General features: G+C 34.9%; 17 protein-coding genes and 1 tRNA gene. 12 read left to right on the top strand and 6 right to left on the bottom strand.

Annotation, left to right across the window (positions count from 1 at the left end):
* Positions 1–4: 4 nt before the first annotated feature.
* From RA0C_RS05775 to RA0C_RS05765, 3 genes are all read right to left on the bottom strand, one after another.
* Positions 5–1,249 (bottom strand): peptidase U32 family protein, encoded by a 1,245-nt coding sequence (locus tag RA0C_RS05775; RefSeq protein WP_004917222.1) that lies wholly within the window; start codon positions 1,247–1,249, stop codon positions 5–7.
* A gap of 140 nt (positions 1,250–1,389) precedes the next feature.
* Entirely contained in the window at positions 1,390–2,919 is a 1,530-nt protein-coding gene (locus RA0C_RS05770; RefSeq protein WP_004917224.1) for a Do family serine endopeptidase, read from the bottom strand.
* A gap of 194 nt (positions 2,920–3,113) precedes the next feature.
* Positions 3,114–3,866 (bottom strand): glycosyltransferase family 2 protein, encoded by a 753-nt coding sequence (locus RA0C_RS05765; protein ID WP_004917226.1) that lies wholly within the window; start codon positions 3,864–3,866, stop codon positions 3,114–3,116.
* Positions 3,867–4,056: 190 nt separating this feature from the next.
* On the opposite strand from RA0C_RS05765, the gene leuS reads away from it, so the two are divergent.
* The 10 genes from leuS to RA0C_RS05715 all read left to right on the top strand — a co-directional run bounded on the left by leuS (position 4,057) and on the right by RA0C_RS05715 (position 13,954).
* Positions 4,057–6,891, top strand: a complete 2,835-nt coding sequence (gene leuS, locus RA0C_RS05760) for a leucine--tRNA ligase (RefSeq protein ID WP_004917227.1) — start codon at positions 4,057–4,059, stop codon at positions 6,889–6,891.
* Positions 6,892–7,156: 265 nt separating this feature from the next.
* Positions 7,157–8,023, top strand: a complete 867-nt coding sequence (locus RA0C_RS05755) for a MotA/TolQ/ExbB proton channel family protein (RefSeq protein WP_004917228.1) — start codon at positions 7,157–7,159, stop codon at positions 8,021–8,023.
* A 102-nt stretch (positions 8,024–8,125) separates the two neighbouring features.
* Positions 8,126–8,728 carry an ExbD/TolR family protein gene (locus RA0C_RS05750; RefSeq protein ID WP_004917229.1) on the top strand — a complete coding sequence of 201 codons (603 nt, stop codon included), beginning with the start codon at positions 8,126–8,128 and terminating at the stop codon, positions 8,726–8,728.
* 9 nt (positions 8,729–8,737) lie between these two features.
* A complete protein-coding gene (locus RA0C_RS05745) occupies positions 8,738–9,286 on the top strand; it encodes an ExbD/TolR family protein (RefSeq protein ID WP_004917230.1) in 549 nt (182 codons plus the stop codon).
* 28 nt (positions 9,287–9,314) lie between these two features.
* Positions 9,315–10,160, top strand: coding sequence for an energy transducer TonB (locus RA0C_RS05740; protein WP_004917233.1), 846 nt, complete (start codon positions 9,315–9,317; stop codon positions 10,158–10,160).
* Positions 10,161–10,223: 63 nt separating this feature from the next.
* A complete protein-coding gene (locus RA0C_RS05735; protein WP_004917234.1) occupies positions 10,224–10,418 on the top strand; it encodes a hypothetical protein in 195 nt (64 codons plus the stop codon).
* Positions 10,411–11,280 carry a PstS family phosphate ABC transporter substrate-binding protein gene (locus RA0C_RS05730; RefSeq protein WP_004917235.1) on the top strand — a complete coding sequence of 290 codons (870 nt, stop codon included), beginning with the start codon at positions 10,411–10,413 and terminating at the stop codon, positions 11,278–11,280. The genes RA0C_RS05735 and RA0C_RS05730 overlap by 8 nt, the downstream gene beginning before the upstream one ends.
* 87 nt (positions 11,281–11,367) lie before the next feature.
* Positions 11,368–13,026, top strand: a complete 1,659-nt coding sequence (locus tag RA0C_RS05725; RefSeq protein ID WP_049770578.1) for a tetratricopeptide repeat protein — start codon at positions 11,368–11,370, stop codon at positions 13,024–13,026.
* 97 nt (positions 13,027–13,123) lie between these two features.
* Positions 13,124–13,843, top strand: coding sequence for a bacillithiol biosynthesis deacetylase BshB1 (gene bshB1, locus RA0C_RS05720; protein ID WP_004917237.1), 720 nt, complete (start codon positions 13,124–13,126; stop codon positions 13,841–13,843).
* A 37-nt stretch (positions 13,844–13,880) separates the two neighbouring features.
* Positions 13,881–13,954: transfer RNA gene (locus RA0C_RS05715), tRNA-His, on the top strand.
* Between the two features lie 59 nt (positions 13,955–14,013).
* Here RA0C_RS05715 and RA0C_RS05710 read toward each other — a convergent pair.
* Entirely contained in the window at positions 14,014–14,352 is a 339-nt protein-coding gene (locus RA0C_RS05710) for a DUF3276 family protein (RefSeq protein WP_004917238.1), read from the bottom strand.
* 202 nt (positions 14,353–14,554) lie between these two features.
* A complete protein-coding gene (locus RA0C_RS05705) occupies positions 14,555–16,219 on the bottom strand; it encodes an ABC transporter ATP-binding protein (protein WP_004917239.1) in 1,665 nt (554 codons plus the stop codon).
* 301 nt (positions 16,220–16,520) lie between these two features.
* Between RA0C_RS05705 and RA0C_RS05700 the strand changes: the two genes are divergently transcribed.
* Positions 16,521–19,154 carry a S8 family serine peptidase gene (locus tag RA0C_RS05700; protein WP_004917241.1) on the top strand — a complete coding sequence of 878 codons (2,634 nt, stop codon included), beginning with the start codon at positions 16,521–16,523 and terminating at the stop codon, positions 19,152–19,154.
* 83 nt (positions 19,155–19,237) lie between these two features.
* Here RA0C_RS05700 and RA0C_RS05695 read toward each other — a convergent pair whose 3' ends face one another.
* The gene (locus tag RA0C_RS05695) at positions 19,238–20,560 is read right to left on the bottom strand and encodes an alginate export family protein (RefSeq protein WP_004917242.1); all 1,323 of its coding nucleotides are present in this window, start codon (positions 20,558–20,560) and stop codon (positions 19,238–19,240) included.
* A gap of 227 nt (positions 20,561–20,787) precedes the next feature.
* Here RA0C_RS05695 and nrfH point away from each other — a divergent pair, with 227 nt between their 5' ends.
* Positions 20,788–21,393, top strand: a complete 606-nt coding sequence (gene nrfH, locus RA0C_RS05690) for a cytochrome c nitrite reductase small subunit (protein ID WP_014411283.1) — start codon at positions 20,788–20,790, stop codon at positions 21,391–21,393.
* Positions 21,394–21,412 lie beyond the last annotated feature (19 nt).

Below are 21,412 nucleotides of genomic sequence, written 5' to 3'. Positions count from 1 at the left end.
TTTATTATGCCTTAACAATTTTATACAGCTTGTCACTAGGTCTTACACGAAAGTCAGTTTTGAATGTGATGACTTCACTCTTAGTTGCTTTTTCGCTAATGCCCTTTCCGTCCACCATCATTTCAGTGATTTCTAATTCTTGAGAACCTGTGGTAGGTCCTTGGATTAAAACTTTATCGCCTACATTCAAATCGTATGCTTCTATTAAAAACTCGGCAATGTTAGATTTTGGATAATAATGTCTGCCTTTACCTATGTAAAGTTTCTTTTGTGTGGCATTAGAACCTGGGTTAGGAGACCATTCTCCAAGTTCTTGTCCTAAATAGTAACCACTCCAAAAACCTCTATTGTAAACGGTTTCTAGTTGCTTCATCCATTCTGCTACTTTCTCTTGAGAAAAAGAGCCGTCTTCTATACTGTCTATGGCTTCTCTATAGCACTTGGTTACGGTAGCTACATATTCGGGAGCACGCCCTCTGCCTTCTATTTTTAGAACTTTAACCCCAGCATCTACAATTTGGTCTAAGAAATTGATGGTGCATAAGTCTTTAGGAGACATCATATACTCGTTGTCAAGTTCTATTTCAAAACCACTTTCTTGGTCTATTACGGTGTATTTTTTTCGGCAGTTTTGTTTACAAGCCCCACGGTTAGCAGAAGAATTATGTGAATGTAGACTTAGATAACACTTTCCAGAAACCGCCATACATAAAGCTCCGTGTCCAAATATTTCTATTTCTACTAAATTTCCAGAAGGACCTTTAATTTGCTCCTTTTCTATTTGAGTACAAATCTTTTTTACTTGGCTGATGCTAAGCTCTCTACTCATTACCATAGTGTCTGCAAACATCGCATAGAATTTTACAGTTTCTATATTGGTAATGTTAATTTGAGTAGAAATATGTACCTCCATACCAATTTGTCTTGCGTAAGCAATCACAGCCTGATCCATAGCAATCACAGCGGTAAGGTTGGCTTCTTTTGCCTTGTCTAAAAGGGTTTTTATGATTGATAAATCATGGTCATAAATAATAGTGTTGAGGGTGAGATAGGTTCTTACACCTTTCTCTTGGCATCTTCTGCTAATTTCAGGTAAGTCGTCTATGGTAAAATTCATAGAAGCTCTAGCTCTCATATTAAGCTGTTCTACACCGAAATAGACAGAGTCTGCACCATTATCTAAAGCTGCCTGAAGAGATGTGAAATCTCCTGCAGGACACATTAGTTCTATTTTTCCGCTTTTAGTCATTGGGTCAAAAAAATTTTTTGCAAAGATAGAAATTTTTATAATAGGCTATTAAGTTCTATCGTTGTGGCATAAATATTAAAGATCCCTCCTTTCCATTAGGAAAAGAGGGAGAATAAGGATTAGTTAAATGGTTTTTCTATCTAAGGCATATTAAATCCTCTACTAGTTAAACGTCCATAAACATCTAAATATTTTATAGAGACAATACCTTTGTAGTTTTCTAAGATATTTTCTATATCCTTCTGAGAATTAACGGGCTTGCCATTAACCTCTGTGATGATATAGTTGTTATCAATACCTGTTTTGCTAGCAAGAAGGCTGTTTTCGTCTATATCTGTAACTACTACACCACTTCTAAGACCGTAATAGACTTTGTTTTCATCACTTAAAGGTTGGAATTTAGCTCCTAGTTTTTCAACGACAGTAAGGTCAGCTTTAGTTCTAGTTTTTGTATTTCCACTTTGGTCTTTTAGTGTGGCTCTTACAGTTTTAGTTTTTCCGTCTCTTAGGTAAGTTACCATTACGGTATCTCCAGGTCTTTTGCTACCAATAGCTAGAGATAGGTCAGCAAAATCAGTAATTTTACTATCATCTATTTGAACGATGACATCTCCTTTTTTAAGACCAGCATCTTCGGCGCCACTATTATTGGAGATTTCCGTAACGTAGATTCCGTTTCCTGATTTTAAGTTGCTTTTAGTCTGCTGGTTGTATATTTTTACTTGTGTCTCGTCAGATAAGTCTAATGAACTAATTCCTAGAAACCCTCTTTGTACTATTCCGAACTTCTTAATGTCTTCTACAACTTTTCTTGCTAAGTTAGACGGAACAGCGAAACCATATCCTTCATAATATCCAGATGATGAGGAAATAGCAGAATTAATACCCACTAAGTCTCCGCTAAGATTTACTAAAGCTCCACCACTATTACCTCTGTTGATTACAGCATCTGTTTGTATGAAGCTTTCAATAGGGGTTTTAGACTGTTGTCTTAAAAGGTCAATGCTTCTTCCTTTTGCAGAAACGATACCTGCAGTTACGGTAGAGTTAAGTCCTAGAGGATTTCCTACGGCTACTACCCATTGTCCTACTTCTAATAAATCTGAGTTTGCGAAGTTAAGATAAGGTAGTCCGCTATCTTCTATTTTTAATAATGCAATGTCAGTAGAAGGGTCACTTCCTATAAGTTTAGCCACATAAGTTTTTTTGTTGCTTAGGGTTACTTCTAGTTTACTAGCTCCCGCTACCACGTGATTGTTAGAAATGATATATCCGTCAGGAGAGATAATCACCCCAGAACCTAGACCTGTAGGCATATCTTGTGGTGCTTGCTGTTGTTGTCTTTGTCTTTGGTTTTGACTTCTGTTGAATGGGTCGCCAAAGAAAAAATCAAGTAGGTCTTGCTCAGAGCTTCTAGAAGTTCTGGTATTGTTTTGATAATTTTTTATGGTTACCACGGCAGGTACTGTAGTTTTGGCTGCTTTTACGAAATCATCTCCTAAAGCGGCTGCATTAAGTCCTGCAAACTGACTGTCATTTTTAGCAGTATGGAAATACGAAGAGTCAGCAATGTTATCATTTTTAAAATATTCAATAGTTCCAAAAGTAGTTGCTGCAGAAACTACACCTACGGCAGCTAGAGGTATGAGTTTTTTTAGATTATTTTTCATTTTATTTATTTTTATAAATTTAAAGTGTACTAAACAAATACTATGCAAAAATACTCTAAACCGTTCTTAATTTGTAATCTTTTCGCCTGTATTTAACTAATTTTTAACTATAATTATGTGTTTTTAATGAAAATAACGGAATTATATTTTTTATAATGTTAAATTTTTATGACAAAATTTCCGTTTTGATTGTTTTAGTTAAACCATTTAGAGTATTTTAAAAAGCCATTAAAAGCCCAATGTGCCGTATAGTAGAGTGATTTTAAAGTAGAAAAATTCATAAAGTCTTTATAAACTAGATATTGGTCTTTGATAATATTGCTCTTTTTCCTAGAAACACTGTTGCTATGCATACGATATTTTGCCATTGTTTTAGGGAGTGGCTTTCCTTGCGGAATTTTCTTTAACAGGTTAAGCCACATAACATGGTCTTCTCTTTTAGAGCCTTCGGGGAAGAATTCTTTGCCCACTCTTTGGCTATCGTACATAGAGGATAGTAGAGAAAGTCTGCAGGTTTTTAGTAGGTTATTGAATGTTACTATTTTGTCAGCCTTAAAGTCTTCTATGGTGGGCGTCAAATTTTCATCACATCTAGCATAGTTAGAGTAAGCAAGTTCTGCATTTTCTCTTTTCATAAAGGATACCATTTCTTCAAGAAAATTAGTTTCCCATAAATCGTCAGCATCTAGGAAGGTAATATATCTGCCTGTTGCTAGTTCTAGTGCTAGGTTTCTAGCCTTTCCTGCTCCACCGTTTTGTTTAGATTCTATCAGTTTTATTCTTGGGTCGTTAATCTGTTTTATAATCTCTACTGAATTATCCTTGGAGTTATCGTCAGAAATAATCCACTCCCAATTTGTAAAGGTTTGATTGAGCACAGAGTTTATAGTTTCTTTTAAAAACTTAGAAGCATTGTAACAAGGCGTTATAATAGAGACTTCGGGCATAACCTACTTTTTAATTTTTGCAAAGATAAGTAAAGATAAGGGAGTTTTAAATTGCCTTTTTTGGAGTAAATTCAAATTATTTGTTAGTGATACAATTAAAAATATTAATTGAAAAATCGTTATTTCTATTTCAAACTATTAAATTTGTGGTTCGTTTAAATAATTTGTAACCTTTAATTCTCCTAGAAGAATGTTTTATAATCATCAAGAAATAGAAAAAAAATGGCAAAAATATTGGGACGATAACCAAATTTTTAAAAGCCAAGAGCCGAAGTCAGGTGTTGAAAAAAATAAGCCAAAATTTTATGTGCTAGATATGTTCCCTTATCCTTCTGGGGCGGGTCTTCATGTGGGGCATCCACTGGGGTATATAGCATCGGACATTTACGCAAGATATAAAAGGCATCAGGGGTATAATGTACTTCACCCAATAGGTTATGACTCTTTTGGACTTCCTGCGGAACAATACGCCATACAGACAGGGCAGCACCCTGCGGTAACTACGGAAAATAACATCACTAGGTATGAAGAGCAATTGAGAAAAATTGGGTTTTCATTTGATTGGAGTAGAGAGCTGAGAACATCAGACGCTTCTTACTACAAGTGGACTCAATGGATTTTCATTCAGTTGTTTCATTCGTGGTATAATAAAGATACGGATAGGGCAGAGTCTATTGATACTCTTATAGCTCAATTTGAAACTAAGGGTACTGAGGGACTTAATGCAGTGCAAACCGATGAATTATCATTTACATCAGAAGAGTGGAATTCAGCAGCGGAGCAAGATAAACAAGATATACTTTTAAATTATAGATTAGCCTACCGTGCAGAAACTACGGTTAATTGGTGTCCTGCATTAGGAACGGTTTTAGCTAATGATGAAGTAAAAGACGGTAAGTCTGAAAGAGGTGGTTATCCTGTTTTTCAGAAAAAAATGATGCAGTGGAGTATGAGAATTACGGCATACTCTGAAAGATTATTACAAGGATTGAATACTTTGGATTGGCCACAGCCACTTAAAGATTCCCAAGAGTATTGGATAGGGAAGTCGCAAGGGGCATTAGTTCAGTTTTCTGTAGATGGTTTAGAAGGAGAGAGTATAGAAGTTTTTACCACACGTCCAGACACTATTTTTGGAGTGAGCTTCATGGTGTTAGCGCCAGAACATCATTTGGTGGAAAAGCTAACAACAGAAGAACAAAAAAATGCTATAAATCAGTATATAGAAGAAACTTCTAAAAAGACGGAAAGAGATAGAATGGCAGATGTCAAGTCTGTATCTGGGGCTTTTACAGGGAGTTATGTAACCCACCCATTTACTAAAGAACTTATACCTATATATATATCAGACTATGTGCTTATGGGTTATGGTACGGGTGCGGTAATGGCAGTACCTGCACACGATGATAGAGACCATAGATTTGCAAAGTATTTTGGATTGCCAATTAAAAAAGTTGTAGCTACCGATATAGATGTTCAAGAAGAGTCTTTTGATTCTAAAGAAAGCACTTGTGTTAATTCTGACTTTTTAGATGGATTAAATTACAAAGATGCAAAACAAAAAATTATACAAGAAATAGAAAAGCTAGGCATAGGTAAAGGTACTACAAATTATAGACAGAGAGATGCTATCTTCTCTAGACAAAGATATTGGGGAGAGCCAGTGCCTATCTATTATAAAGAAGAGATGCCATATACTTTGCCTTTGTCTGCTTTGCCACTTGAGTTGCCAGAGGTAGAGAAATATTTACCTACCGAAGATGGAGACCCACCGTTAGGAAATGCAAAGACTTTCGCCTGGGACGAAGTTAATCAGAAAGTAACTTTTGTGGATTTAATTGATAATAAAACGGTATTTCCAATGGAGTTATCTACGATGCCTGGTTGGGCAGGTAGCTCGTGGTATTTCTTAAGGTATATGGATTCTACTAATGATGAAGTTTTTTGTGCTAAAGAAAAATCGGACTATTGGGGGCAGGTAGATTTATATATAGGAGGAAGCGAACATGCCACAGGACATTTATTATATGCTCGTTTTTGGAATATGTTTTTAAAAGATAGAGGTTTTATCAACCATGAAGAACCATTCCAAAAGCTAATCAACCAAGGAATGATTTTGGGAATGAGTGCCTTTGTCTTCCGAGTAGATGGAACGAATCAGTTTGTTTCTAAAAACTTAGCTAAAGATTATCAAACTCAAAAAATCCATGTAGATGTAGCTTTACTAAAAGGAACGAGCGATGAATTAGATACTGAAGCTTTCAAACAATGGCGACCAGAGTTCAAAGACGCAGAGTTTATCTTGGAAGGTGGTAAATACATCACAGAACGAGAGGTAGAAAAAATGTCTAAGTCTAAATATAATGTGGTAAATCCAGACGACATCTGTGAAGAATATGGTGCGGACTGCTTAAGACTTTATGAAATGTTCCTCGGTCCTTTAGAGCAAAGTAAACCTTGGAATACACAAGGGCTTTCAGGGGTTTATGGCTTTTTAAAGAAGTTTTACAATCTTTACTTTGTTGATGGCGATGAGGTCAATATATCAGACGAAGAACCAACTAAAGAAGAGTACAAAGTGCTGCATACTTTAATAAAGAAAGTAAAATTTGATATAGATAACTTCTCATTTAATACTTCTGTATCTTCGTTTATGATAGCAGTCAACGAATTGCAAAAGTTGAAAACTAATAAAAGAAAGATTTTGGAGCCATTGGCAGTGGTTATATCTCCTTACGCACCTCATATTTGTGAAGAGTTATGGCAATTATTAGGATATAATGAATCTATTGAGTTTGTAGAGTTTCCTGTTCTTAATGAAGGGTATCTAAAAGAAGATGAAATAGAGTATCCAGTAAGTTTTAATGGTAAAATGAGATTCAAATTGCCTCTTTCTGCAGATTTATCTAAGGAGGAAATTGAGAAAATAGCAATAGAAAATGATAAAGTATTACAATATTTAGATGGTAATGGTATCAAAAAAATCATTGTAGTACCTAAAAAAATCATCAATATTGTCTTTTAAGAAGGATAATAATACGTTTTTTAATAAAAAGTTAACATTTGATGAATTTTAAAAATAGAGTGCTGTTTTTTTTGATGAGTTAAGTAAAAAATGTAAAATTGTGAAATAATGACAAAAATCAGGAAAAAAAGTAAATCTAATTTAAGAAGAGTAATAATGTGAAAAGCTCAAAAGTAGTGCTGTTAGAAGATAATATTTGGATTTTTCAATATTTTAACTTTACTTTACAGCCTGAAAAAAATAACAATTATAATTTTAGTTTAATATGGAAATGAATGTTTCAAACACGGAAGAGCAAGTAATTGCTAGACAGAAGAGCGGGCTTAACCCAGCTGTAGTATTACCTATTTTGTATGTAATTGCGTTAAGTATTTACATCTTTATATTAGGTAACCCAGGTAACTTTAAAGAAGATGCAAGGATTGCAGGACAAGCATCTGTAGCCTTTGCAGATATACCATCTAAGGAGTTGCATCCGGAGTCTTTCATGGGGATTATCTATATGGGAGGTCCAGTAGTACACATCCTAATTTTATTTATGATTACAGTAATCGTTTTCTCTTTTGAGCGTTTCTTCGTTATTAAAAAAGCTCAAGGAAAAGGAAATCTTGACAAATTTGTACTTGATGTAAGAAGACTTCTTAATCAAAATAAAATTGATGAAGCTATTGAGTTGTGTGATGCTCAGCAAGGTTCTGTAGGTAATGTAGTAAAAGAAGGACTAGTTACATACAAAGCACTAGCTAATGATAGCTCTATGGATAAAGAGAAGAAAATGGTTGCTTTAACTAAAGCTTTAGAAGAAGCTACAACATTAGAGATGCCTATGTTAGAGAAAAATATGATGATTCTTTCTACACTAGGTACGGTAGCAACGTTAGTAGCGCTTTTAGGTACGGTAATCGGGATGATTAAGGCGTTCTTCGCTTTAGGTTCTGGTGGTGGTACTCCAGATGCAGCAGCTTTATCTATTGGTATTTCAGAAGCCTTGATTAACACGGCTTTAGGTATTGGTACGTCAGCTATTGCAATTATCCTTTACAACTTCTTTACATCTAAGATAGACGGATTAACTTATAAGATAGACGAAATTGGTATGTCTATTCAGCAGTCTTTCGCTGAGTTCAACTAATAAGTTAGATTCTTAAAAAAGAAATTTAGAGCTTCTGCTAAACAATAATTTTGGCGAAGCTCTAATAAAAAGAAGTTTAATAAATAAAAAATAGTTAATAATATGGCGAGAGTCAAACCAAAAAGACATGGTGTGGTAACGGATATGACAGCGATGTGTGATGTTGCATTCTTACTACTTACCTTCTTTATCTTGACTACACAGTTTAAAAAGCCTGATGTAGAGCAGATAAAACCGCCATCTTCTATATCTGAAAAGTTGTTGCCAGATGCCAGTTTAATGACGGTAAATGTAACACCAGATGGGAAATTTTACTTCCAACCTGTAGAGAACGGAACTGAAAGAATTCAGCTTCTAGACAATATGGGGCAGAAGTATGGACTTTCTTTTACCGATAAGGAAAAAGTGGCATTCACGAAAGTACAGGCGATAGGTGTGCCTATGACACAGTTGAAAAGCTACTTGAACTTATCAGAAGATGAGCAGAAAGCGTTTAAGAGTCCTACAGGAATACCTATGGACAGTACAAATAAACAAGTTATTGATTGGGTAGAGCAGAGTTTAAAAATAAACCCTGACTATAAGTTAGCCATCAAAGGCGATGGTAACACTAACTATCCAAAAGTAAAAGATTTATTTGAAGGACTGAGAGATATTGAGTTTTACAAGTTTTGGTTAATCACTACCCAAGAGGGAGGTAAATAGAGAATAGAAATGGCAGAAGTACAAGTACAGGATAAGGGCGAAAAGGGTGGCAAAGTCCGCTCCAAGAAGCAGTCCACTAGAGTGGATATGACTCCGATGGTAGACTTAGGTTTTCTACTCATTACATTCTTTATGTTTACCACTACTTTTAGTAAACCAAATGTGATGGATTTAGGTCTTCCTGCGAAACCTAAGAAAGATGCTCCTAAACCGCCTCCTACGGAGATTGATTTGAGCAACTCTATCTCTTTGATTATAGGTAAGGATAATAAGATTTTTTATCATCAAACGGATAAAGATGGTCTTAATGAAGGTACACTTCAGGAGACAACCTATGATAAAGATGGGATTACGAAAGTAATAGAAGATGCTAAGAAGAGGGCTAAAGATGTAACTAAATTTACAGTTATCATTAAGCCAACGGATGATGCAGTGTATAAGAATTTTGTGGACGTTCTTGACGAAATGGCTGTCACTAAAAGTGAACAATATGGGGTAACCGATATTAAAGACTGGGAGAAAGCTGTTTATGAAAAGAAAGTAGGAACTGCAAAATAATAATTAACCCTTAAAATTCATATTTTATATGTCAGATGAAAATTTAGGGTACAATCCAAGTTTGGATGAGATTGTATTTGAAAACAGAAATAAAGCCTATGGTGCTTATGACCTAAGACAGAGCTATAAGAGTATTCTTACAAGGTCTATGATTATAGGTACTACTTTGTTCTGTTTAGCTGCGGCTACTCCGTTTATTGTTATGAAAATTAAACAGCTAACGGCACCGCCTAAACAAGAAGTAGAGGCTAATCTTATGGAGATTCTTCCAGAGGAAGAACCTATTTTGGAGCAACCTAAAGAGGAAACTCCACCGCCACCACCTCCACCAAAAGTGGAAGAGGAGAAGATTGAAATTATTCAGAATGTGGTTCCAGAACCAGTGAAAGCTCCTACAGTGGAAACCCCACCGCCACCTATATCTAAGCAGCTAGAAACTACTACAGGTTTGGTAAACCAAGAAGGGGTTAAGAAACCTTCTTATGCACCACCTCCACCTCCTCCTTCTACAGGAAAAGGGACGACGGTAGAGGTAAAGCCTCAAGTGAGTACTACTGAAGTGTATACAACGGTAGACCAAGAAGCGGAGTTCTCAGGCGGAGGTATAAACGGATTTAGGAGTGCTTTCCAAGAGTCTTTTGATACTTCGGTAATGGAAGGTGATGAGGGTACTTTAAAAGCTGAGGTTACTTTCGTAGTAGAGAGAGATGGCTCACTTTCTCAGGTAAAAGTTACAGGTTCTAACTCTACATTTAATAGAGAGGCAGAAAGAGCTGTAAAATCCATCAAAAAGAAATGGACTCCTGGTAAAGTAAATGGAGAGCCAGTTCGTTCAAGATTTAGAATGCCAGTGGCAATGAATTTTGAGTATTAAAATTCTGTTAAAATTATTATAAGAGAAGCTTTAGGGCTTCTCTTTTTTGTTATATTTGTTGCTATGTTTAATTATTTATCTATTTTGGCAGGGGTTATGTACCTTACTTTAGGTGTTGTGGTACTAGTGTATAAATTTTTTGTAATTCAGTTGGATGATTATGTTGCCTATCCATTAGGGGTTTTGATGATAATTTATGGTGTCTTTAGATTGTTTAGGGCAATCTATAATATAAAACAGAATAAGAAAGATGTATAAAAGAATAGGTTATTTATTATTTCTCTTAGTTGTAATGCTTTCTTGTAAAAAGGGTAAAGAAGCAGAAAACCCTCAAAAGGGAGAGATACAGGTGGTAGCAGACCCTTCCTTTAAAAATGTAACGGAGGCTTTGACAGAGAGGTATATGGCTTTTTATCCAGAGGCTAAGCTAGATGTTCTTTATAAGAAAGAAGATTCGGCTTTTATAGACTTGCTAGAGGGCAGAGCTAGAGTAATAGTAATGTCTAGAGAGCTTTCTGAAAGGGAAAAAGAAGTCTATAAGAGTAAAGTAGATTTGGAGTATAATCCTGCTAAATTTGCGGGAGATGCTGTGGTCTTTATTGTTCCTAAAAATTCAAATAGAGAGCATATCAAAGTTTCTGAAATTAAAGAAATGCTCAACTCTGAGTCTAAAAATTTAATATTTGATGGTACTAACGCTAGTAATCTTAATTTTATAGCACAAAAATTTAATGCTAAACCTTCAGCTCTTAAATATTCTATCATTAGAGGGAATGAAAATATTGTGAATAATATAGGTGAATTTAGTGATAAAATAGGAGTGATAAGCCTTAATACAATAAGCAGAGAGTTTTCTCCTGAGGCTATAGCGTTAAGAGAGAAAGTGAAAGTGCTACCAGTGATGGATGAAAAAGGGAAAATATACAAACCTGAACTCTCAAGTATAAGGAATATGGAGTATCCGTTCTCAAGGATTCTTTACTTTTTGACAAATGAAGGTTTTTTCGGGGTTGGGAATGGATTTATAAGATTTTCTTGCACCCAGATAGGGCAAATAGTGGTTTCTAAGCAAGGGCTGCAACCTTATAATATTTACAAAAGAGAGGTTCAGATGAGATAAAATTCTTATATTAGCAACTCTTTACTTTAAAAATGGCTTAATAATTGTTGGTTACAAATAAACCAAATTATAAACTAAACCTTAAAAATGAAAAATATAAAAATGACAAAGAAAATGGTATTAGGTGCCGCAGCCGCTTTTATGTTCGGTTTTGCAGGTGCACAAACGGTAGAAGAAGGTCTCCAGAATATGGATGCTCATAAATATGCGAAAGCAAAAGAAGTGTTTAATCAGTTACTTCAGAAATCTCCTTCTGCGGAAAATTATTTTTATTTAGGAAATATTTACTTAACTCAATACGAACCTAATTTTGATAAAGCTAAAGAATACTTTGATAAAGGTTTAGCTTTAGATAAAAAGGCATATTTAGATAGAATAGGCTTGGCTTCTATTAAGCTAGGAAAAGGAAATAAAGCTGCAATTAACGAAATACATGAAATTGTAAATGATTCTAAAGGAAAAGATCCTGAGGTGTTATTTAGAGCTGGTGAGGCTCTTACGATGTTTGAGAGTAATAATGCTCCGGATTTAGCTGTAGAATTTATTAGTCAGGCTATAGAAAAAGCAGAAAAGAAAGGTAATGTGCCTGCTAACTATTATTATTCTTTAGGCGACGCTTATCGTCTTAAAAAAGACGCAGGTAAAGCGATGTCTGCTTATGATAAAGCAGCGGTAGTGGCTAGAAATAAAGCATCTGTATTTACTAGAATGGCGACTCTGTGGATGGCTGCTAATCAGTGGCAATTAGCAACAGATAACCTTAATAAAGCTATAGCGGTAGACCCTACCTACGCTCCGGCATATAAGGCGCTTGCTAACTATAACATTAGATATCAAAAGCATGATGCGGCAGCAAGTAATTTGTTGAATTATCTTAAATATGCTGATGAAGACCCTGTAACGATGTTAGAGGTATCCAAGCTTTATTTTGCAAATGGAAACTATACAGAATCTAGAGAAGTTCTAGATAAAGTTTTTAGTAAAGTGGAAGATGTTATTAAGTACAAGCTCAATGCTTATCTCTTATATGGAGAGCAAAAGTATGATGAGGCTAAACAAAATTTAGATACATTTATTTCTAAGGCAGATGCCTCTAGAGTATTGCCAGCAGACCAAGGTTTATTGGGGTTAATCTATGCAGGGCAATCCCAAAAAGCACAGGATGAGTCAACAAAGGCTAATCTTATGAAAATGTCTAGCGAAAAAATAGCAATCGCGAAGGCAGCAAAAGATGAAACTATGCAATGGGATGCAGAGTTGGCTAAAATTATGGCAGGAGGAGTTGATCTTAAAAAAGCAGCAGAAGCAGGTCCTACTAATCCAGAAATAGAAGCATTGAAGAAAACCATGGCTGCAGACCCTAAAAATACAGACAATATTTATAAGTTAGCGATGGCTTATCAAGAGGCTAAAAACTGGAATGGAGCAGCTTATACTTGGCAGAATATGATAGACTTAATTCCTGACTGGGCTCCAGCTTATTATAGTCAAGGGTATGCGTATCAACAAGCGGGTAATAATGAGTTAGCTAAAGTTTCTTATCAGACTTATATAGATAATATGAATAAGAAACCTGCAGAGGAACAAATGCAAGGTAAAGAAACACTTTCTTATGCTTATTTCGCTGTAGCTTATTTGGAAAAAGATAAAAATAAAGAGAAGGCTAAAGAGTACGCATTGAAATCTGTTCAGCTAAACCCTGAGTATAAAGATGCTCAAAATTTATTGAAACTACTTAGCCAATAATTAGGTGTTTTTTTAATATTTAATTGATTATAAATAAGAGTTTCTTAGTTTATTAAGAAGCTCTTATTTTTTTTAGAATAAACCTTATATTTGTAGTATGAAAGTAGATATTTTAGCCATTGGAGCTCATCCTGATGATGTTGAGCTAGGGTGCGGCGGAACTTTAGCCAAGTTTATTTCTCAAGGTAAAAAAGTAGCGATAGTAGATTTAACGGAAGGAGAGTTAGGTACGAGAGGGACAAATGAAACTAGGGCAAAAGAAGCTAAAAGGGCATCAAATATTTTAGGAGTTTTGGAACGAGAAAACTTGGGTATGAAAGATGGTTTTCTTAGTAACACAGAGGAGTATCAAATGCGTATTGTAAAGATGGTAAGGAAATATCAACCTGAAATTATTTTTGCAAATGCAATAGATGATCGCCACCCAGATCACGCAAAAGCTGCTAAATTGGTTTCAGATGCTTGTTTTTTATCAGGTCTTATTAAGATTGAAACGTTTGATGCTGGTAAAACTCAGTCAGTGTGGAGACCTAAACATATCTTTAACTATATACAGTGGAAGTCTATAAATCCTGATTTTGTAGTGGATATATCTGATTTTATGGATAAAAAAATTGAGGCTTGTTTAGCATACGAAACGCAATTTTATAATCCTAATTCGGAAGAGCCAATGACTCCAATCTCTACTAAAGATTTTTTGGAGAGTCTTACTTATAGAGCTCAAGATTTGGGTAGATTATCTGGAGTCTCCTATGCAGAAGGCTTTACTTCTGAAAAACTAATGGCTTTTAAAAATTTTGATTCAATAATTTTGTAAATAGATAAAATATTTCTATATTTGCACCCACAAAATGGTGATTGTAGCTCAGTTGGTTAGAGCGTCAGATTGTGGTCCTGAAGGTCGCCGGTTCGATCCCGGTCAGTCACCCTAACAAAAAAACATCTACATAATGTAGATGTTTTTTTGTTTTTATGAAGTTTATTGTTTTAAATCTCCTCGTGGGTATCTAAGGTGTAATTTCTTCCTTTGAAATCTTTATCGTGTTTTTCAGAGATTACATCCTCTCCTTTTTCACTAATGATAAATTCTGATGCTTCATTAAACATTTCAGAGAAATTCTTGAAATCCTCTTTGTAAAGGTAAATTTTGTGCTTCTCAAATGTAGCCTCACCACCATCTTGGAAGTGCTTCTTGCTTTCGGTAATGGTAAGATAATAATCTCCAGCCTTAGTCTCACGAACATCAAAGAAATAGGTTCTTCTTCCTGCTTTTAACACTCTAGTGAAAATTTCATTTTCATTTCGTTTTTCCTTGTAATCACTCATTTCATCTATTTTTTAGAAATCTTAGGTAACAAATATAAAATAATTCTACTAATCAGCAAAAAATTATTTAAAAACTTTGAATGTAAGGTTTTGGTTTCTGTTAATCAGTTTGTTATGTATGGGGTGTTTATTTTGAGGGATTTGTTTTAATGAATTTTTATTTTTTTCTGAAACACTAAAATTAGAAGTGATGTGTTGATGACTAATTGATAGGGGAGAGGTAAAGTGTTTGGTGAGCATTTTTAGCACTAGATGGTCGGTGGGTAATAATGATTCGGGTACATTTCTCATCTAGGTTTTCCAAATTATTTAGAATATTCTCTTCTGTTTCTGTATCTAGTGCAGATAGGCTGTCGTCGAATATAAGGATATTGGGTTTCTTTATAAGTGCTCTAGCAATACAGATTCTTTGTTTTTGTCCTCCAGAAAGCATTACCCCCCTTTCTCCAACTATGGTTTTATATTGGTTTTTAAATTCTATGATGTTTTTGTGAATATCTGCTTTTTTAGCATATTCTTCAATGATTTTTGCATTAGAGCTATCTATGGCAAATCCTATATTGTTCTCTATAGTATCAGAAAATAGATAGCTTTCTTGTGGAATGTAGCCTAGAGCGTTTCTGTAAACCTCTAGATTGTGTTCTTTTAAATTGATACCATCTATGAAAATATCTCCTTCGTCTGGGTCTATCAATCGACAAAGAAGGAGGGCTATGGTAGATTTTCCGCTGCCTGTTTTTCCCATAATAGCAAGAGATTCGCCAGCATTTACCTTGAAACTGATGTTATCTAAAGCCTTAATACCTGTATTAGGGTAGGTATAGCTTACATTACGAAATTCTATGTCTCCTTTTATGCTATAATGGTTTTTATTTTTGTTAATAATTTCAGATTTTTTGTCAAGGAATTCATTAAGCCTTTGCATAGAGGCGGCAGCTCTTTGATTTACTGAAGTTACCCAACCTACCATAGAGAAGGGCCATATAAGTATATTGATGTACATAAAGAAATCTGCAATGGCACCTATGCTCATTTCCCCTTTTATGTATTTTTGTCCCCCAATGTATAGAATAATAATATTGAGTAAGCCAATGACTAATAGTATTATTGTGAAAAAATAGGCTTCTGTTTTGGCGAGGTCTAGAGCTTTTTCTTGATAGTGTTTTACCTTAGTATTGTAATTCTGTTGAATGTACTTTTCTTTATTAAAAAACTTTATGACTCTAATGCCAGAAAAGCTATCTTGTACGAATGTAGAAATGGCAGACTGGCTTTTCTGCATGATTTTAGACTTTTTATTGATAATAGAACTTACTTTGTAAATAGTGAATGAAAGTATAGGTAAGGGAAGAAGAGTCCAAAGAGTCATTTGTAGATTAGTTTGGAACATATACACGCTTGTGATAATGAGTAGTATCACTAGGTTGATAACATACATAACCCCAGGACCTAGATACATTCTTACGGCAACGACATCTTCACTTAAACGATTAAGTAAGTCTCCTACAGTGGTTGATTTGTATTGAGTTAGAGATAGTTTTTCGTACTGACGGAAGATATTGTTCTTTAGCTCGTATTCTATTTTTCTTGATGCCACAATAATGGTTTGTCTCATCATAAACCTAAAAATGCCCGATAGCACAGAGGCTCCAATGATAATACCTCCGTTAATTAGGAGTGTGCGAAAAAGCACCTTTTGAGTGGTTTTTTTTTGAGAGATAACTTCTTGGATAATATCTACAGTTTTGCCTATAAACTGAATTTGGTAGATGGCAAAAAAGTTACTTGCTATAATGAAAAAAATACCCCAAGAAAGAAGTTTCTTGTGTTTCCAAAAATAAGGATTAAGTGTTTTTAATGAGTCCATTGATGTGACAAAAATAGAGAAAAATGATGATAAAATGTTTTTGTGAAATATAAATTTGTTGAGTATGTTTGATGTTTCAAAATATCTGTTGTTTTCTTATTTTTTTAATTGTTAAATGTAATTTAATTTATTTTTTTTATGCTGTTGTGTCTTTTTTTGTATTAAAATGCTTTTGTTGTGTCTTGTTTTTTAGTTTGTTATAGATTTAATTATGTTGTGTATATTTTTTATTTTTTTTTAATAATTGTGTTTTTAGAAAAAAAATATACATTTGTGAAGTCGTGAAAAAACTTATTAAAATATGAAAAAGAGAGTATTATTTACAGGAGCCTTCACGTTGGGGGCGTCTGTATTTTTCTTTGCTCAAACAGAACAGCAGAGATTGAAAATTACCAAAGAGTATAATCAGCAAAAACTAGACAAAATTGTTGATGAGAGTAAGCTTAAAGAGCAAAAACAAAAAGCTGAGTTAGCTGAGTTTTTGAAAAAGAATAATCTGCCATTGAAGATTCAGCACAAGGAAGGTGGTACATCGGAGCTTATTAGAGTAGAGAATGGGGTTCCTATTTATTTTACCAATAATAATATTGCAGCAGCAAGATCTACCAGAGCTAATCACCTAAATACGGGAGGTAGTTTAGGATTGCAATTAGATGGGCAGGGTATGACGGCTTATGTATGGGATGCAGGTAGTGTAAGACCTTCTCATAGAGAGTTTGGTAATAGAGTTACAGTAGGAGATGGTGCTAGTCATAATGGGGATAACCACGCAACCCATGTGGGAGGAACTATTGCCGCAACAGGTGTGACTGCGGCTGCTAAAGGTATGGCAAGTAAAGCCTTAATTCGTTCTTACGATTGGTCATCAGACTACTCCGAAGCAAGTACAGCGGCGAGAGCGGGTATGTTGCTGAGTAATCATTCATACGGATATAATTCGTTATCTCTTCCAGATTGGTATTTTGGAGCTTATATAGGAGAGTCTGCAGACTGGGATAGATTGATGTATAGTGCACCATATTATTTAATGTGTGTAGCTGCTGGTAATGACGGCTCTAATTATGGTTATAATCAAGATACAGGGAAGTATGAATTGCTAAACGCTAGTCCATTGGGAGGTACTACTAATGATTATGATAAATTAACGGGACATTCTACATCTAAAAACGCATTAGTTGTAGCCAATGCTAATGATGCTAATGTGGATGCTCAGGGTAATTTATTATCTGTGACTATCGCTTCCTCTAGCAGTCAAGGTCCTACCGATGATTTAAGGGTGAAGCCAGATATAGCAGGTAATGGGGTTCAAGTATATTCTCCAGTAGCATATACATCTACTAGCACTGGTAAAACTTATGGAAATGCTTACTATGATAGTTATACAGGGACATCTATGGCGAGCCCTAATGTTACGGGGTCTTTACTTTTGGTTCAGCAACATTATAATAATAAGGAGGGGCAGTTTATGTTAGGAGCTCAATTGAAAGGTTTGGCATTGCATACAGCTGATGATGCAGGGATGGAAGGTCCTGATGCTAATTTTGGTTGGGGACTTCTTAATGTAAAGAAAATGGTAGAGGCAATTGATGCTAGAGGAACTTCTTCTTTGATAGAAAACTTAAATTTAGCTAATGGAGCATTTTATACTAAAAAGATAGTTTCTGATGGAGTTGCGCCTATTAGAGTGTCAATTTCTTGGTATGATCCAGCTGGACCTCTTCAAACATCGTCTCAGTTAAATAGCTCTATTAAAAGATTGGTTAATGATTTAGACTTAAGAGTAACCTCTTCTAATGGTACAATTTATTTCCCTTGGGCTCTTACTTCTAGAAGTACTAATGCAAAAAAAGATAACAATAGCGATAACTTTGAGAGAGTTGATTTAGGGGTTGTTCCAGCGGGGGAATATACGGTAAGAGTTTCTCATAAAGGAACATTGACTAACTCTAGTCAAAACTATACTCTAATAGTTACTGGAGCTAATGGAGGGGGGGCAACAACTCCGACGCCAACACCTACAGTTTGTGGTGACCCTTCTAATATGACGGTAAGTGATATTACTTCGTCTGCGGCTACAGTTTCTTGGACGGCAAGTTCTTCGGCTAATGTAAATTATACACTGCAATATAAATTAGCATCTAGTTCTTCTTGGGTAGATTTAACAACAACAACATCAACTACTGTTTCTCTTACAAGTCTTTCAGCAGATACAGCTTACGATTTAAGAGTGAGAACTAATTGTTCTTCAACTTCTATGAGTAATTATACTTCTGCTTCGTTTAGAACATTAAGTGCTATGGTAACTACTTGTAATGGAGCTTATGAGCCTAATAATACATTCTCTTCTGCTACTAGAATTACGGCGTTGAATAGAGATTATAATGCTGCGATAGAGACAACTACGGATAGGGATTATTATGTGTTGACTACAAGTACTGCGGGTTATGTTACAGTAAAGTTAAGTGGATTAACTCATGATATAGATTTAAGATTGTACAATAGTGCAGGAACTCAAATTAGGTCATCTCTTAACTCTGGAACAAAATCTGAATTGATACAAGCTTACTTGGCAGCAGGTACTTATTATGTGTTAGTGAGTCCATATTCAGGTTCTAGCCCTAACTCTTGCTATACATTAAGATTGGAGCCGGGTTATACTAGTTTTGCTGAGGGTGCTTCTGGTATGGTGTCTAGCAATAATGACTTTAAAGTTTATCCTAACCCAGTAACAGATGTGGCTTATGTAGATGTTCCTGAAAAATTGTCTAAAAATGCTACTATAAAAGTGTATGATATGACAGGGCGTATGGTGCTAGAAACTAAAGCTGAAGCAGGAGTAAATAAACTTAATGTTTCAAATCTTGCTGCAGGTGCTTATGTGGTGAATGTAGAGAATGATTTAGAAACTATTTCTTCTAAATTTATTAAGAAATAAGATGTAAAATCATATTAGTAAAATAAAAGGAGATCTAATATTAGGTCTCCTTTTTTATGGATTGTGTTAGGTTTTATTTTGATTTAAAATTTAGCTTTTAAAATTTGAGGATTTACATTTAAACTTACCCAGAACCAATCTTGATAAGAGTTGGCTGTGTTTTTATTTTTAAGAAATCTCAATGGCTCTGTGTTTAGGAAGAAAGAATAACCGCCTACAACACTTACATTAGGCATCACATTATATCCAAAAGTGAAATCCCATTCATTACCAAGGTAAGAGGATAGTTTTTTATCATTATTGTAGATATTAGTTCCAGAATAGAATAAATGGGTATTTAATCCTAGATTTAGTGACGGGCTAACCTTTGCGGATAGTTTAACGTGGGTGTCTAATAGTCCTACATTTTTATGAGCGTTCCCTACATAAAAATAATCCATGAAGCCATAGAATTTATGGTGAGTTCCGTAAAGTGGGTCGAATGAGTTAGAAATGTTATCGGTTTTGTTGGTATCATCGCCAGAGAGATAATCTGCTCCAATGCTGATGTTGAGAGGTTTTGCAACTTGATAACCTAATGAACCAGAAAGTAAATAGGCAGATTTTTTAGTGCCCTGAGCGTTTTTTCCCATTTGATAATAAGATGAGAAATGTCCATTCCAAGCGTTTTTCTTGCCAAAATAATTCATACCAAAAGTTTGTAAGTTATGCGTTTTGGAGTCAGGTAATAAATCGTTTCGGTAGCCTAGGTTATTCAATAATATTGAAAAATAAGAAGTTTTGGATAGTTGGTGTTTAAAATGAATCAACTGAAGGTGTTGGTACGGTTGTGCATCTGTAGGGGTAAAAAATTGACCTATTGGATTATTTATATTAAGTTTATTGTTTTTATAATTCTGGTTAAAAGCGGCGTAAGTAATAATGTTGGTATTGTTTTTATTCCATTCTATGGCTAAAGCGTCGTGGCTTCTTCCTGCTGGGTGCCAGTCAAGTCCTCCAAAAATCCTTTCGTCATCTAGCACTATTGCTTGTCGCCCAACTTTAGTTCTTAGATTTTCGGATAACTTTAAGTCTGCATATGCTTCATAGATAGACATTCCTCCTGTTGGATCAACGATCTGTACTTGGTTGGCTTGTCCCCAAATATTGATGTTTTGTACTGAGAATTTTACCTTTAATAAGTCTTTGTTAGAGTAATTCATGCTCAGTCTTGTTCTGTTGTGTGTGAGAAAAGCATTCTGCTCACCTTGGTTTAATGGAGTGTAGGCTCCGTTTCTGTACTCAGTTCTTGGACGAATTTGCAAGGACATGTCGAAAGTATTGTCTTTGTTTGAAGAATCCTGAGCTAATATTTGAGAATGAGATAATAGAAAAATACTCAATAAAGGTAAATAATAAGTTTTCATAATATTTATTATTAAGTTAATAATTCAAATGCTAGACAAAATTAGTATCAAATCAGTTTCTAATGAGTGTGTTTTATTGTGATATTTGTCATAATGATATTTGTAAGTTAGTAGTTTTATTTAAAACGATTATAATTTTTAAAAATATGATAATTGTTAGGTGTTTTTGTTGTAAAAAAATATTTAATAGTATTTACCTTTGTCTAGTAATTTAAAAATAGACCCCTATGATGAAGAGAGAAAACTATGAAGGTAAGTCTAAAACAAATAGACGGAAGGAAAGATGGTTATTTCCTGTACTATTAGGAGTAGCACTTGGGTTATTTATGTATGTGTTTTACATTTCTAAAGCGTACTCTTACCTTTCAGATGATCCTAAAGCCTGTGTAAACTGCCATATTATGGCTCCGGAGTACTCTACATGGTTTCACTCTTCTCATGGTAGGGTAACTAATTGTAATGATTGTCATGTACCTCACGACAATGTCTTCAGAAAGTACTATTTTAAAGCAATGGACGGAATGAGACATGCCAGCATGTATTCTCTAAGAATGGAGCCTCAGGTAATTAAAATCAGAAAACCGGGGGAAACAGTAGTTCAGGAGAATTGTATCCGTTGTCATAATGATTTGAATAGTGTGGTGGGTACAGCATCTGTAACAGCAAGTATGGCTCATAAGGACGAAGGTAAACTATGTTGGGAATGCCATAGAGATGTGCCACATGGTAATGTAAGAGGGCTTAATTCTGCACCTCATGCTAGAGTGCCTTTGGCAGAAACTCCAGTGCCTGAGTGGCTTAATAAAATGACAAAAGAAAAATCAAACAAGTAGAAAATAATAATACATAAAG

The organism is Riemerella anatipestifer ATCC 11845 = DSM 15868, assembly GCF_000252855.1.
GTDB lineage: Bacteria > Bacteroidota > Bacteroidia > Flavobacteriales > Weeksellaceae > Riemerella > Riemerella anatipestifera.
The sequence above is the reverse complement of the archived record's forward strand: the minus strand, read 5'-3'. Positions and strand labels throughout refer to the sequence as shown.

Bases quoted from the DNA above. Each gene is read 5' to 3' on its own strand.
- RA0C_RS05750 (WP_004917229.1), top strand. From the start codon at position 8,126: ATGGCGAGAGTCAAACCAAAAAGACATGGTGTGGTAACGGATATGACA.
- RA0C_RS05730 (WP_004917235.1), top strand. From the start codon at position 10,411: ATGTATAAAAGAATAGGTTATTTATTATTTCTCTTAGTTGTAATGCTT.
- nrfH (WP_014411283.1), top strand. From the start codon at position 20,788: ATGATGAAGAGAGAAAACTATGAAGGTAAGTCTAAAACAAATAGACGG.
- RA0C_RS05735 (WP_004917234.1), top strand. From the start codon at position 10,224: ATGTTTAATTATTTATCTATTTTGGCAGGGGTTATGTACCTTACTTTA.
- RA0C_RS05700 (WP_004917241.1), top strand. From the start codon at position 16,521: ATGAAAAAGAGAGTATTATTTACAGGAGCCTTCACGTTGGGGGCGTCT.
- leuS (WP_004917227.1), top strand. From the start codon at position 4,057: ATGTTTTATAATCATCAAGAAATAGAAAAAAAATGGCAAAAATATTGG.
- RA0C_RS05740 (WP_004917233.1), top strand. From the start codon at position 9,315: ATGTCAGATGAAAATTTAGGGTACAATCCAAGTTTGGATGAGATTGTA.
- RA0C_RS05770 (WP_004917224.1), bottom strand. From the start codon at position 2,919: ATGAAAAATAATCTAAAAAAACTCATACCTCTAGCTGCCGTAGGTGTA.
- RA0C_RS05755 (WP_004917228.1), top strand. From the start codon at position 7,157: ATGGAAATGAATGTTTCAAACACGGAAGAGCAAGTAATTGCTAGACAG.
- RA0C_RS05775 (WP_004917222.1), bottom strand. From the start codon at position 1,249: ATGACTAAAAGCGGAAAAATAGAACTAATGTGTCCTGCAGGAGATTTC.
- RA0C_RS05725 (WP_049770578.1), top strand. From the start codon at position 11,368: ATGAAAAATATAAAAATGACAAAGAAAATGGTATTAGGTGCCGCAGCC.
- RA0C_RS05710 (WP_004917238.1), bottom strand. From the start codon at position 14,352: ATGAGTGATTACAAGGAAAAACGAAATGAAAATGAAATTTTCACTAGA.
- RA0C_RS05695 (WP_004917242.1), bottom strand. From the start codon at position 20,560: ATGAAAACTTATTATTTACCTTTATTGAGTATTTTTCTATTATCTCAT.
- RA0C_RS05745 (WP_004917230.1), top strand. From the start codon at position 8,738: ATGGCAGAAGTACAAGTACAGGATAAGGGCGAAAAGGGTGGCAAAGTC.
- RA0C_RS05765 (WP_004917226.1), bottom strand. From the start codon at position 3,866: ATGCCCGAAGTCTCTATTATAACGCCTTGTTACAATGCTTCTAAGTTT.
- RA0C_RS05705 (WP_004917239.1), bottom strand. From the start codon at position 16,219: ATGGACTCATTAAAAACACTTAATCCTTATTTTTGGAAACACAAGAAA.
- bshB1 (WP_004917237.1), top strand. From the start codon at position 13,124: ATGAAAGTAGATATTTTAGCCATTGGAGCTCATCCTGATGATGTTGAG.